Origin of the sequence: Rubricella aquisinus (genome assembly GCF_014199445.1) — a bacterium.
GTDB lineage: Bacteria > Pseudomonadota > Alphaproteobacteria > Rhodobacterales > Rhodobacteraceae > Rubricella > Rubricella aquisinus.
In genome coordinates this window covers 152104-164640 of sequence record NZ_JACIJS010000007.1, presented here as the reverse complement: position 1 = coordinate 164640, position 12537 = coordinate 152104, and the positions used below count along the sequence as shown (strand labels likewise).

Below are 12537 nucleotides of genomic sequence, written 5' to 3'. Positions count from 1 at the left end.
AAAAGCCCCGGCTCAGTATGCCGCCACATCAACAGCTGGGATCACACTTGCTGACATACAGAAGCGATCTGCGTCCGACCCATCGGCTACGCCGGTGCGCGGGTCAGATGATCGCGTGCAGGATCAGGCCGGCTGAACTCGCGCCCAGCACCACGAGGGAGGCCAAGGCCCCGAAACTGCGCTGCCAACCCGGTGCATCCGCCTGCATGAAATGCCATCCATGCACCAGCCGCCCGACAAACAGCGTGCCGCCCAACAGATGCATGGCCAGAACCGGCGCGCCCAAGAGCGCGATCAGCACCAAAAGCCCAAGCGTCAGCGGCACGAATTCCACGAAATTGGCCATGCCCCGCATCGCGCGGATCATCGCCTTGTTGCCGCCATCGCCCATGAGGACACCCTCACGGACGCGCACCCGCACCACATTAACCGCCAGCGCGATGAGCACCAGCCCAAGCCCCCCGGCATATAGCGCAAGCGCGTTCATGGCCTCGTTCATCTCAGTCTCTCCCCGGTATCGGTGCCGCGATCAGGCATCCTGTTCTTCGTCTTCTTCTTCGGCGGCCTGACGGGCCCACATGCGGGAATAGCGACCATGAAGCTGCAATAGCTCCTCATGCGTCCCACTCTCCGTCACGACGCCCGCCTCCAGCACCACGATCCGGTCGGCATGGACGATGGTGGACAGGCGGTGCGCGATGGTGATCACGGTGCGGCCCTGCCCCATCTCTGTCAGGCTGTCCTGAATGCTTTTTTCAGTTTCGGTATCCAGCGCCGAGGTCGCCTCATCAAGCAACAGGATCGGCGGGTTTTTCAGGATCGTGCGGGCGATACCAACGCGTTGCTTCTCCCCACCAGAAAGTTTCAGCCCCCGCTCCCCAACCATGGTGTCATAGCCCTGCGGCAGGTTCATGATGAAGTCATGGCATTGTGCCGCTTTCGCCGCTTCGATCACCTCATTCATCGTGGCCTCGGGCCGCCCATAAGCGATGTTATAGCCGATGCTGTCATTGAAAAGGACCGTATCCTGCGGCACCACGCCAATGGCGCCGCGCAGGCTCTCTTGTGTCACATCGCGCAAATCTTGCCCATCAATCCGAATGGCCCCGGCGGTCACATCGTAGAAGCGGAACAACAGCCGCCCGATGGTCGATTTGCCGGAGCCAGACGGGCCAACCACGGCCACCGTTTGGCCTGCGCCAATCTCCAGATCAATGCCTTTGAGGATTTCCCGGTCCGGGTCATAGGAAAACGCGACCCCCTCAAAACTGATCGCGCCATGGGGCACGTTCAGCTTTGGCGCGCCGGGTTTGTCGGTCACTTCGGCGGGTTGCTCAAGCAGGCCGAACATTTCGCGCATATCCGTCAGCGCCTGCCGGATTTCACGATAGACCGTGCCGAGGAAATTGAGCGGCATGGTGATCTGCATCATATACATGTTCACCACCGTGAATTCGCCCACGGTCAGCTTGCCCGCCTGCACATCAAGTGCGGCCATGATCAGCACGCCCATCAGACCCGCAGTAATGATCACCGATTGCCCGAAATTGAGGGCGGCGAGGGAATAATTCGTCGCCAGCGCTTCTTTCTCATAGCCCGCCATCGACTCGTCATATCGCTCAGCCTCGCGCCGTTCGGAGCCGAAATACTTAACCGTTTCAAAATTCAGCAGACTGTCGATAGCCTTTTGATTGGCGTCGGTGTCGCGCTCATTCATCCGCTTGCGGATCGCGACCCGCATCTCTGTCACACGAAAGGTAAAAACGATGTAGATGCCAATCGTGACAATCACGATCACCATATAAAGGAACCCGAACAGCACCCAGAACACCACGGCCATCATCAACAATTCAATGATCAGCGGCCCCACGGAAAACAGCATGAAGCGCAACAGAAAATCGACGCCCTTCACTCCACGCTCGATGATCCGGCTCAACCCGCCTGTTTTGCGTGTCAGGTGATAGCGCAGCGACAGCGCATGGATATGCTGAAACGTCTCAAGCGCCAGCTTGCGCAGCGCGCGCTGACCCACCTTGGAAAACACCGCGTCGCGCAATTGTGCAAAGCCGACCTGCGCCAGCCGCGTGAAGCCAAACCCAAGCACCAGCGCCACTGGCCCCGCGAGCATCAGAAAGGTGACGGCCTCTCCGTTTTCGGGCGCGAGCGAGTCCACCGTTTTACCAAAAAACAGCGGTGTCAGCAGGGTAACGACCTTGGCCAGCACCAGCGCCAACAGAGCCAGTACCACCCGCGCCTTTAGCGCAGGCTCTCCCTTGGGCCACAGATACGGGATGACCTTGACGATCACACTGCGTTCAGAGCCGTCCTCAAGGGGCGAAGGGGTGTCAGTCATTGGGTGGCTCCGTCATCGTCATGAAGGGCTTACATAAACCCTCCCGACCCGGCATTCCACCCGTGATCACTGCTCCCGCGGGATCGCGAAAATCTGACCGGGGAAAATCAGGTCCGGATCGCGGATCTGATCGGAATTCGCCTCAAATATCTGGGTGTAGCGAATGCCCTCACCATATTCGACCCGCGCGATGGTCCAAAGGTTGTTGCCGGGCTGCACGACGATCTGGGTTGGGCGCGTCGCGGGCACGTCGGCAACCACGGCAGCAGCAACTGCGGGGGTGGGTGCAGGCGCGGTGTTGCTGTCAGGTGCGGCGGGAGCGGTGCCGGTGGCTTCCGCAGGCGCGGTGGCCACATCCTCGACGGTCGCGGCGGCAGCGGCCTCGGTTTGGGTGGCCAGCATCGCCGCCGCATCGGCGAGCGACATGGACGCAGCGCCCTCTTCACTCGTCTCGGCAGGTGCGGCTTCGGCCACGGGCACTTCGGGGAAAACGCGCTGGAATGGTGTCTCCGCCCGACTGGTCACGTCACCGATATCGTTGATCTGGTCGATCCGCAGCAGATAAAGCCCTTCTTCAACATCCCCAAGGATCACGCGCCAGCGGCCATCGGGCCGCACGCGGCCCCGGCCCACGGCATCGCCATCGGCATAGATGACCAATTGCTGCTCGCCCGCGCCACGCCCGGTCAAAACCACATCGCCCGTGATGGAATAGCTGATCGTGTCGATCGTGACCTGCTCCTCTGGCAGGGTCTCGGCACTTTGCACCACTTCGACGCCATCGTCCGTGGCGCGCACGATGACGGGCCGTGTGTCTGTCTCGGTCGGAGTGTCCGCGGCAGGCGCGTCCGTTGGTGCATCGGTTGTGTCTGCGGCGGCAGCGGGTGTTTCCTCCGGCTCCTCCACAAGCACGATGATGGTTTCGGTCGATGTCACCTCTTGCGCGTTTTCATCGACGCTGGAGAGCCGCATCTCCTGATTTTGGCCCGTGGCGGGTGTGTCCATCAGCGCCACGAAATCGCCCCGCGCATCAGCGGTCGCGGTCGCGGCTGTTTGCCCGTCAAGCGTGACGTTGACCTCTGCCCCCGGTGCCGCGCGTCCGGCAACGATGGTGGCCCCGTCGGTTTCGACGCGCACGATCTCAAAGCTGGGAGTGGTGGTGGCCTCGTCTGCGGCCGCGTCCGCTGTCGGTTCCGCCGGGGTCGCATCCAGCACAGGAAGGGCGGCGACGGGATCGGCGGCAGGTGCTTCTGTTGCCACAGATGCGTCGGCAGCGGGCGCGGCTTCCGCGACCACCTCCGCCTCAGGTTCGGCGACCGGGCTTGTCTCTTGCGCGACCTCTTCGGTCGGCAGCGCCTCCGCCGGGGCGGCCTCAGTTGTTTCCGTCACGGGTGCCGGGTCGGCCTGCGGGGGCGTGACCACCGGTTCAGCGACGGGCTGGCTTTGCTCCGCCGGGGTGGGGGCGGGGTCTTCGGCGGGGGCGGTCGGCTCAGGCGTGGGAATGGCGGCTGGCTCAGGCTCAGCCACCGGTGCTGCCGTCGCAACCTCTTCGGTCGCGGGTGCAGGTGCAGGCGCAGGAGCCTGCGTCACCTCCGTGACCTCTTCGGCGGCGGGGGCGGTGTCCTCACCCCCTCCCATACCGGTGAACCAGACAGCCCCAAGGATCACGAGGATGGCGGCAATCGCGCCCGACAGATAAGTTTTTTGCATGTGTTTCTTGCTGCCCCAGCGCGTGTGTTGCGGTGCATTGTCCGCCTCTTCTCCTTTTTACCTATACTGGTATAAGGCTTGCAGTTCCAAGCCCTTCCTGCATCCGTCACGCGGGGCGAACCTGGTTAAGAGAGTATTTCATGCCCCAACTCATCCCCAAAAGCGTCTGTGTGTTCTGTGGATCGCGGCTTGGCACCTCGCCTGCCTTTCTGTCCGATGCGCAAGAGGTTGGCCGCGCCTTGGCCCAAGCGGGGCTGCGGCTGGTCTATGGCGCGGGCGATATTGGCATTATGGGAGCGGTCGCATCGGCGGCCAAAGAGGCGGGCGGCGACGTGTTTGGCGTCATCCCGCAACACCTTGTTGACCGTGAGGTCGGCAAAACGGATATCCAAACCTATGTCATCACCGAAAACATGCATGAGCGCAAAAAGGTGATGTTCGCCAATTCCGACGCGATCCTTGCGCTGCCCGGTGGCCCCGGAACGCTTGATGAGTTGTTCGAAGTGCTGACATGGCGGCAATTGGGGCTGCATGACAAACCGGTGCTACTGCTGAACACCGACGGGTATTGGGACGGATTGCTCGCCCTTCTGGATCAGATCATCGCAGCGAAATTCGCGGATGCGAGCTTTCGCGACTTTCTAGAGGTCTATGACAGCCCTGCCGCGGTGATGGAGCGTTTGCGCGCGGCCCTGACCTGACGCCGTGCCGCGATCACATAAAGCAGCACCGCGACCCAGATCATCGGCAGGGCAATGCCGTGCCAAACCGTGATCACCTCAAGGAAGATGAAGGCACCAACGCAGAATTGCAGCGTCGGGTTCCAGAATTGGAGCACGCCAACGGTGGCATAATCAAGCCGCTGGGTCGCGTAGGCAAACAGGATCAAGGGCCCGCCAGTCATCGGCCCTGAGAGCATCAGCACGACCATATCCCGCGTACCCTGCCCCAGCGGCGCTCCGCCCTGAAGGGCAACCCATGACAACCAGCCAAGCGCGAGCGGCGACAGGATCAACACCTCCACAGTGACCGAGGTGATCGGCCCCGTCGCCAGCCGCTTTTTGATCAACCCGTATAGCCCGAATGTGCTGGCCAGTGTCAGCGCGATCCACGGCGCGGCACCAAGTCCGACGGTCAGCGTGACCACGGCCATCATGGCCAGCGCAATCGCAGCCCATTGCAGCTTTCCCGGTCGCTCGCCCAGGAAAATCACGCCAAGCAGGATCGCGACAAACGGAAAGATGTAATAGCCAAGGCTCGCCTCCACCGCGAACCCCGCCCCGATGGAGAAGATGAATACGCCCCAATTGCAGGACACAAGCACGGCGGCCAGCCCCAGCCGCAGCCGTGTCGGCGTATCGCCCAGCGCCGCTTTCAACCGCGCCAGTCGTCCGGTCACCACCACGACGCCAAGGAAAAAGACCAATGACCAAAGCGTGCGATGGGCAAGCACATCAACCACCGGGACATGCGCCACCAGCTTATAAAACAGCCCCGACAATCCCCAGATGGTGCAACATGCAAGCATCGCAATGATGCCTTTGGTCGTGTCGGTCATGCGCGATATTCCAAACAAAAACAGCCCCGTAGCAGTGCCACGGGGCCGTCCGATTGTCTATCGCAAATGGGATCAGAGGCGCGATGCCACGTTTTCCCAGTTCACCAGCTTGTCGAGGAAGTTCGACAGGTAGGCCGGGCGTTTGTTGCGGAAATCAATGTAGTAGGAATGCTCCCACACGTCGCAGCCGAGCAGCGCCGTCTGGCCAAAGCAGACCGGGTTCACGCCGTTCTCCGTCTTGGTCACTTTCAGCGTGCCGTCCTGATCAACGACGAGCCATGCCCAGCCAGAGCCGAACTGGCCCGCGCCCGCGGCGGCAAAGTCATCCTTGAACTTCTGCACAGAGCCGAACGCATCGACGATGCGGCTTTCCAGCTCGGACGGCATGGTGTCGCCACCCGGCCCCATCATCTCCCAGAACTGCATGTGGTTCCAATGCTGGGACGCGTTGTTGAAGATGCCGTTTTGCGCGACCGCGCCCGCCTGATAGGTGCCCTTGATGATCTCTTCGAGGGACTTGTCCGCCCACTCGGTGCCTTCAATGAGCTTGTTGCCGTTGTCGACATATGCCTTGTGGTGGATGTCGTGGTGATACTCGAACGTTTCAGCGGACATGCCCCGATCGGCAAGCGCGTCATGTGCATAGGGAAGGTCGGGAAGTGTAAATGCCATTGGTAAACCCCTTTGTTACGTCTCACTCATGCAACGCGCGAAAGCGCCCTGCGTTCCGTTCTGGATATATCCCGCCTTCCGCTGGATGAAAGGGTGTTCCGCGAAAAAGACGGGAAATCTCAGTCCACCGGGATCAGCGCCGCGCCGATCCGGCGGCCTTCTCCCAACAGCACGTTATAGGTCCGGCAGGCAGAGGGGGAGGACATAACCTCAACCCCGACGCCCGCAGCCTCGATCGTTTCGATAAAGCCATCGGGCGCAGCCGCGATATCGGCCCCCATGCCCAAAAGCAGCACGTCGATATCCTTCGCAGCCGCCACCACCTGCGCGGTTTCGCCCGCCATCCAGTCCGCAGGGCCGGTGGGCAACAGCAGAACAGCACCTTTGCGCACCTCGCCCCCCAATCGGAAAAAGCCGGGGCCGTAGCCGTCTATCGGCACGGATTTGTCATAGGTAACTTCGTTCAGGCGCATGATGTTTCCCCTCTCAGTCGAACAGCGGCAGGCCGATCAGCGCCGCCGCTCCCATCACGATATATGCAAGCGGGCGGAAAAGCCCACCACCCCAGCGGCGAAAGGCAAGGCTTCCAAGCCAATTCGTCAGCAAATAGGGCGCGATCAGCGCCGCCCCGGTGACAAGGCTCCATATCTCCAAAGCGCCCCGGAGGTGAAGCGCGATCAGCACCACCAGCACCTCCGCCGCGAGGAATAGCGTGATGCCCGCGCGGATCTGATCGGGCGGTTGCGGGCCACCGAGATACATCAGGATCACCGGCGGCCCCGGCAGACCCATAAAACCGCCCATGACACCGCCAGTGCCACCGATCCCGGCGGTCAATGCGGCCCCCGGCTTGCGCGAATACCGCCACCCGCTCGCAATCGCGATCAGCGCGGCAAGCACCGATGCGGACACGATCCAGCGGAATGTCTCAGGTTCCACGCTTGTCAGCAGCCATACGCCCAGCGGCGTGCCGATCAACATACCCCCGATCAGGAACGCAAGGCTGCGGCGGTCCAGGACCTTCCACGCCTCGGGGATCATGCGCATCCCGCCAAAGCCGTCCATCACGCTGAGGATCACCAGCGCCGCGACAGGCGGCAGCAGCATCGCCGCAATCGGCATGAACACCAGCCCCGTGCCAAACCCGGCAAAGCCGCGCACGGCCCCCGCAAGGGCCGCGAGCATCAGTAAAGGAACCAGAACCGTCAGGTCAGGCAGCAGGCTCACGCGTCGATATTCGCGAACTGCGTGCCGCCCTTGCTGTCATCCTTGGACCAATCGCGCTTCACATCCAGACGCAGCAGAACGGCACTTGCCACAAAGATGGACGAATAAGTGCCGACGATCACGCCCCAGATCATCGCGAAGGTAAATCCGCGGATCACCTCCCCGCCCAAGACGTACAGGGAGATCAGCGCGATCAGCGTCGTGACGGATGTCATCAGGGTCCGGCTGAGCGTCTCGTTGATCGACAGGTTCAACACGTCCTTGAGCGGTTTCGTCTTATACCGGCGCAGGTTTTCGCGCACCCGGTCAAACACCACGACCGTATCGTTGAGCGAATAACCCACGATGGTCAGGATGGCCGCCACAATCGCCAGATTGAATTCCAGTCCCACCAGCGCAAACACCCCGATGGTCAGGATCACATCATGGATCAGGGCGGCGACAGCACCGACGGAGAACTGCCACTCGAACCGCAGCCAGATGTAGAACAGCACGGCCCCAATCGCCAAAACCACGGCCAAAATCCCGGCCTGCACCAATTCGCCGGAGACTTTCGCACCGACACTCTCGGTCGATAGGAACAGGATGCCGGGGAACGCTTCGCTGAGGGTCTGTTGCACCTCCACGATCACGACGTTCTGGCTTGCCGGGTCATCGCCCTGCTGCTCAATCCGGATCAGGGCTGAGAATTGCTCATCCCCGGTCAATTGCGCCGCCGGGTCGGAGATTTCGGTAACCGCGATATCGCCTAGATCAAGCGTGCCGAGGATGTCGCGATACTCACCAATCGGCACTTCTTCCTCGGTTTCGGTCATGATGACCGTCCCGCCCCGGAAATCGATGCCGTAATTCAGACCAACGAGGAAAAACAGCACGATGGAGGCAACCGCCGCCACGGCGGAGATGCCAAAAGTGATCGGCACAAAGCGGAAAAAATCGATATTCGTTGTCTCAGGAACCAGTTTCAAACGCATGTCATGTTCCTCAGATGGTCACGGTTTTGGGGCGACGGATATTGTACCACGTCGCCACGATCAGGCGGGTCACGAACACAGCCGTAAACACCGAGGTGATGATCCCGATCCCCAGCGTGACGGAGAAGCCGCGCACCGGGCCGGACCCGATGGCAAACAGGATCACTGCCGCGATAAAGGTGGTGATGTTGGCATCAATGATGGCGGAGAACGCCTTTTCATAGCCAAGCTCAATGGCGCGCGCTGGCCCTTTGGCGCGTTTAAGTTCCTCGCGGATGCGCTCGAACACCAGCACGTTGGCATCAACCGCCATGCCGACGGTCAGAACAATCCCCGCGATCCCCGGCAGCGTCAGCGTCGCACCAATGGCCGACAACAGGCCCATGATCAGCGCCACGTTCAGGATCAGCGCGACATTCGCGAACAGGCCAAACGTGCCATAGGCAAGGAACATGAACACAAGCACGGCGGCAAAGGCGATCATCGTCGCCAGACGCCCCGCCTCGATACTGTCAGCGCCAAGCTCTGGCCCGATGGTGCGCTGTTCGAGCACCACGAGTTCAGCAGGCAACGCGCCCGCGCGCAACAGGATGGCAAGCCGCGTCGTCTCCGCCGGATCGAAGCGGCCCGTGATGATACCTGCACCACCCGAAATATGGCTCTGGATCACGGGGGCGGAGATTACCTCTTCATCCAACACGATCGCGAAGGGGGAGCCGATATTCTGCGCGGTGTATTCGCTGAACGCGCGGCCCCCTGCCCCATTGAAGCGGAACGACACGACGGGGCGGTTTTCCTGAAAGGTCGGCTGCGCATCGACAAGCTGCTCACCGCTGACCACCGGGCGCCGTTCGAGCACATAGAACACGCCCGGCTCGTCCACAGAGGGATAGATCACATTGCCCACCCCGGCCCGCTCTGTCGCGTCCGTGGTGCGGCGTACGACCGGGTTGAAGGTCAGCTTTGCGGTGGTGCCGATGAGGTCGATCACCTCCTGCGCGCTGCTGGCACCCGGCACCTGGATCAGGATGCGTTCCTGCCCCTGCCGCTGGATCGTCGGCTCCCGTGTGCCGCTTTCATCCACGCGGCGGCGGACGATTTCCAGCGATTGCTGCATCGTGCGGTCATCGGTGGCCTGCTTTTCAACATCAGACAGGGTGATCACGATATCCGTATCACCCGCCTGGCTCACCACATAATCCGTGGTGCCGACACCCGTGAGGCTCGCCACCGGCCGCGTCAGGTCGCGCAATGCAGTGAGCGCCGTGTCCATCGCCGCCGGATTGCCGATCCGCACCACCAATTCATCCGGGTTTGAGGCCTGCCGCCGGATCGTGCCGATCTCCTCCCGCAACGGGCGCAGGGTGCTGAGCACTTCGGGCCAGAACCCTTCGAGCCGCTCGGCATACACATCCTCTAGCTGCACCTCGACCAACAGATGCGCCCCACCCCGCAGATCAAGCCCGAGATTCATCAACCGCGATGGCATGAACTCGGGCCAGAGGGCCGCATCGGCGCCCGGCTCCGCCCCGGTCTCTTCTGCCAGAACGCGTGCGTCATTTGCCCGCTCCACCTGCGCATACCACATATTCGGCATGGCCATCACCACGCCCAGCGCGCAGACAAGCCAGATGAGCGTTTTCTTCCAGAGCGGGAAATGCAGCATGGGTCAGATCAGTCCTTGGCCGGCTCGGTTTTGGAGATCACCTGAGCGATGGTGGATTTGATCACACGGACCTTCACACCTTCGGCAATCTCAACCTCGGCTTCGCCGTCTTCCTTGACCTTGATGACCTTACCGACAAGCCCACCTTGGGTGATCACCTGATCGCCACGGCGCAGCGCATCGACCATCGCCTTATGCTCTTTCACCCGTTTTTGCTGCGGGCGGATCAGGAAGAAATACATGATCACGAAAATCAGGATCAGCGGCACAAAGCTCGCCAACCCACCCGCAGCACCACCTGCGGCTTGTGCATAGGCCGGAGTTACTAACATCAGACGTCCCCTGTATTGGATATGTTCAAGTCGCGCGGACCCTAGCCAAGCGCCACGATGGGCGCAAGCGACGAGCCATGGCTTTCCATGCGAAATGGGCGCTCTTGCGCGCGATACAAGCGCACATGCCGGATTTCCCGACATCGCAGGTCAGAGCGTATCGGTTTCCTTTTGCAAAAACGCGGGCCGGTCGGGGTTGATCCCGCGCCGCCGCGCCTCCTGCTCCACCACCTTGTAGAACGCGGGCAGATGGGCAATCGGGTCAAGAAGCGGATGCAAGGCGGGCAATTGCGGCGGCATCGCGAGCACATCCGCGCCCTGAGCCGTAAGCCGCGCGCCAGTGTCCACGATGGAGGCCGCGCCCGTTTTCTCTGTCGCATAAAGCATCACACGCGCCCCGTCCCGCAACAGGGCCGATGGGCCATGCAGCACCTCCGCCGCCGAAAAGGCCTGCGCCGCAATTCCGCATGTTTCCATAAGCTTGAGCGCCATTTCCTGCGCCACGGACAGGCCCGCGCCACGCGACAGGAGGGTCATCCGCTCTGCCCCCTCCAGATGCGCGGCCATCGCGGACCAATCAAGGCGCAGCGCCCCGTCCAACGCATCCGGCAGCCGCTGAAGGGCCGCTTGCAATGCCCCGTCCTGCGCCCAATGGGCCACCAGCATCAGCCCCGCCACGACGGAGCAGACGTAGCTTTTGGTCGCGGCAACCGCCTGCTCCGGCCCGGCGGCAATGTCGATCATATGATCAACGCCATGGGCCAGTGGGCTGTCGGCGCGGTTGGTCAGGGCGACCGTCAGCCCCCCGGTATCGCCCAGCATCTCCGTCAGGTGGCGGATGTCGCGGCTTTGCCCTGATTGGGACACCGCAAGAACCAGCGCCCCCTCCGCCGCGATTCGCGCGCCATAGACCGAAGAGATCGACGGCCCGACCGACGCTACCGCCAGCCCAAGCCGTTGGCTGATCGCCTGCCCCACATAATGCGCCGCATGATCCGACGAGCCGCGCGCGACCGTGATCACATGGCCCGGCGCATCGCGGCGCAGCATCTCGCCCAGCGCGGCCATCGCCCCCTCATTCCGGGTCAGACAGTGCTGCACGGCGGGGGCGATCTCCGCGATTTCAGCGGCCATCAGGCTTGTGTCGGTCATCCGCCCTGAACCGCGACCGCCTGTTGATGTGTCACGATACCTCGCAGATCAGGAACCCCCGCAGCCCCGCCGGGCAGGGTCACAGCCACCGCGCCCGCGGCTGCACCTGCCTGCATCGCCGCCTTGATCGGCGCGCCCGCGAGCCATGCGGCAAGGAAACCGGCATTGAACGCGTCCCCCGCGCCAGTCGTGTCCACGGGCGTGACCGCGCGCGCAGGCACCCGCAACGCGCCGCAATAGGCCCCCGCAGCCCCGTCTTTGACCACGATGATGGTGTTCGGCAGTTTCGCGGGATCAAGGGTCAGCGCCCGCCGCTCCTCCGCATTGGGAAGGAACAGGTCCACCCGCGCGATCAGGTCGGTCAGGTCGGTGCGCGCGAGCGTGTCCTTGTCCCACGCGCAATCAAGCGAAATGGTCAGCCCCCGCGCCCGCGCCATGTCGATCAGTTCCGGGTGTTCCAGAAGGGTGGTCAATTCCCCGATATGAAGATGCGATAGCCCCGGTCGTGACAATGCCGCACTCAGATCATGCGGGATCGCGGCGCCCGTCCGTTTGGTCAGAAAGGCGCGGTCGCCATCGGCCACCATGGCGACAGTGATTTGCGGCGCGTCTTGCGGTCGGGCGCGGGCACATGCCTCAAGGCTGACACCGCTGCGCGACATCTCCGCCATGACCGCATCCCCGAATGGCTGCGCCGGGATGATCGCGCCCAAGGCCGCGCCGCATCCCATCCGGGCCAGATAGGCCGCCGTGATATAGGCACCCCCCCCCGGGCCGATCTGTACCGCCTCCGCGAAGCTTTCCTGCCCAAGGACAGGCAGGCCCTCCATGCCGGAGAACACCATGTCACAATAGAGCCGCCCGACACACAGCACCTCATGCCCCGGTTGCAT

General features: G+C 62.5%; 13 protein-coding genes. 1 reads left to right on the top strand and 12 read right to left on the bottom strand.

Translation table 11 applies throughout. The features are described from left to right. Nucleotides 1–103: 103 nt before the first annotated feature. The 3 genes from FHS89_RS12560 to FHS89_RS16315 form a co-directional block, all read right to left on the bottom strand. Complete coding sequence (locus FHS89_RS12560) at nucleotides 104–499, bottom strand: MAPEG family protein (RefSeq protein WP_184012161.1); 396 nt, start codon at nucleotides 497–499, stop codon at nucleotides 104–106. Between the two features lie 30 nt (nucleotides 500–529). Then, complete coding sequence (locus FHS89_RS12555) at nucleotides 530–2353, bottom strand: ABCB family ABC transporter ATP-binding protein/permease (RefSeq protein WP_184012159.1); 1824 nt, start codon at nucleotides 2351–2353, stop codon at nucleotides 530–532. 66 nt (nucleotides 2354–2419) lie between these two features. Then, the gene (locus FHS89_RS16315; RefSeq protein WP_246413845.1) at nucleotides 2420–4063 is read right to left on the bottom strand and encodes a LysM peptidoglycan-binding domain-containing protein; all 1644 of its coding nucleotides are present in this window, start codon (nucleotides 4061–4063) and stop codon (nucleotides 2420–2422) included. 140 nt (nucleotides 4064–4203) lie between these two features. Between FHS89_RS16315 and FHS89_RS12545 the strand changes: the two genes are divergently transcribed. Next, nucleotides 4204–4764, top strand: coding sequence for an LOG family protein (locus tag FHS89_RS12545; RefSeq protein ID WP_184012157.1), 561 nt, complete (start codon nucleotides 4204–4206; stop codon nucleotides 4762–4764). Here FHS89_RS12545 and rarD read toward each other — a convergent pair. The 9 genes from rarD to FHS89_RS12500 all read right to left on the bottom strand — a co-directional run bounded on the left by rarD (nucleotide 4713) and on the right by FHS89_RS12500 (nucleotide 12537). Then, a complete protein-coding gene (rarD, locus tag FHS89_RS12540) occupies nucleotides 4713–5621 on the bottom strand; it encodes an EamA family transporter RarD (protein WP_184012155.1) in 909 nt (302 codons plus the stop codon). The genes FHS89_RS12545 and rarD overlap by 52 nt on opposite strands. 72 nt (nucleotides 5622–5693) lie before the next feature. Beyond that, nucleotides 5694–6293 (bottom strand): superoxide dismutase, encoded by a 600-nt coding sequence (locus tag FHS89_RS12535; protein WP_184012154.1) that lies wholly within the window; start codon nucleotides 6291–6293, stop codon nucleotides 5694–5696. A 119-nt stretch (nucleotides 6294–6412) separates the two neighbouring features. Next, the gene (locus tag FHS89_RS12530) at nucleotides 6413–6766 is read right to left on the bottom strand and encodes an Mth938-like domain-containing protein (RefSeq protein WP_184012152.1); all 354 of its coding nucleotides are present in this window, start codon (nucleotides 6764–6766) and stop codon (nucleotides 6413–6415) included. 13 nt (nucleotides 6767–6779) lie between these two features. Further along, nucleotides 6780–7520, bottom strand: a complete 741-nt coding sequence (locus tag FHS89_RS12525; protein ID WP_184012150.1) for a TSUP family transporter — start codon at nucleotides 7518–7520, stop codon at nucleotides 6780–6782. Next, nucleotides 7517–8494: a protein translocase subunit SecF gene (gene secF / locus FHS89_RS12520; RefSeq protein ID WP_184012148.1), complete on the bottom strand. Its 978-nt coding sequence runs from the start codon at nucleotides 8492–8494 to the stop codon at nucleotides 7517–7519. The genes FHS89_RS12525 and secF overlap by 4 nt, the downstream gene beginning before the upstream one ends. Before the next feature lie 10 nt (nucleotides 8495–8504). Next, a complete protein-coding gene (gene secD / locus FHS89_RS12515) occupies nucleotides 8505–10160 on the bottom strand; it encodes a protein translocase subunit SecD (protein WP_184012146.1) in 1656 nt (551 codons plus the stop codon). 8 nt (nucleotides 10161–10168) lie between these two features. Next, a complete protein-coding gene (gene yajC / locus FHS89_RS12510; RefSeq protein ID WP_184012144.1) occupies nucleotides 10169–10492 on the bottom strand; it encodes a preprotein translocase subunit YajC in 324 nt (107 codons plus the stop codon). A 150-nt stretch (nucleotides 10493–10642) separates the two neighbouring features. Then, nucleotides 10643–11644: an SIS domain-containing protein gene (locus FHS89_RS12505; RefSeq protein WP_184012142.1), complete on the bottom strand. Its 1002-nt coding sequence runs from the start codon at nucleotides 11642–11644 to the stop codon at nucleotides 10643–10645. Continuing rightward, the gene (locus FHS89_RS12500) at nucleotides 11641–12537 is read right to left on the bottom strand and encodes a carbohydrate kinase family protein (RefSeq protein ID WP_184012417.1); all 897 of its coding nucleotides are present in this window, start codon (nucleotides 12535–12537) and stop codon (nucleotides 11641–11643) included. The genes FHS89_RS12505 and FHS89_RS12500 overlap by 4 nt, the downstream gene beginning before the upstream one ends.

Coding starts and splice junctions, on each gene's coding strand:
- FHS89_RS12560 (WP_184012161.1), bottom strand. CDS start 499: ATGAACGAGGCCATGAACGCGCTTGCGCTATATGCCGGGGGGCTTGGG.
- FHS89_RS12555 (WP_184012159.1), bottom strand. CDS start 2,353: ATGACTGACACCCCTTCGCCCCTTGAGGACGGCTCTGAACGCAGTGTG.
- FHS89_RS16315 (WP_246413845.1), bottom strand. CDS start 4,063: ATGCAAAAAACTTATCTGTCGGGCGCGATTGCCGCCATCCTCGTGATC.
- FHS89_RS12545 (WP_184012157.1), top strand. CDS start 4,204: ATGCCCCAACTCATCCCCAAAAGCGTCTGTGTGTTCTGTGGATCGCGG.
- rarD (WP_184012155.1), bottom strand. CDS start 5,621: ATGACCGACACGACCAAAGGCATCATTGCGATGCTTGCATGTTGCACC.
- FHS89_RS12535 (WP_184012154.1), bottom strand. CDS start 6,293: ATGGCATTTACACTTCCCGACCTTCCCTATGCACATGACGCGCTTGCC.
- FHS89_RS12530 (WP_184012152.1), bottom strand. CDS start 6,766: ATGCGCCTGAACGAAGTTACCTATGACAAATCCGTGCCGATAGACGGC.
- secF (WP_184012148.1), bottom strand. CDS start 8,494: ATGCGTTTGAAACTGGTTCCTGAGACAACGAATATCGATTTTTTCCGC.
- secD (WP_184012146.1), bottom strand. CDS start 10,160: ATGCTGCATTTCCCGCTCTGGAAGAAAACGCTCATCTGGCTTGTCTGC.
- yajC (WP_184012144.1), bottom strand. CDS start 10,492: ATGTTAGTAACTCCGGCCTATGCACAAGCCGCAGGTGGTGCTGCGGGT.
- FHS89_RS12505 (WP_184012142.1), bottom strand. CDS start 11,644: ATGACCGACACAAGCCTGATGGCCGCTGAAATCGCGGAGATCGCCCCC.
- FHS89_RS12500 (WP_184012417.1), bottom strand. CDS start 12,537: ATGCAACCGGGGCATGAGGTGCTGTGTGTCGGGCGGCTCTATTGTGAC.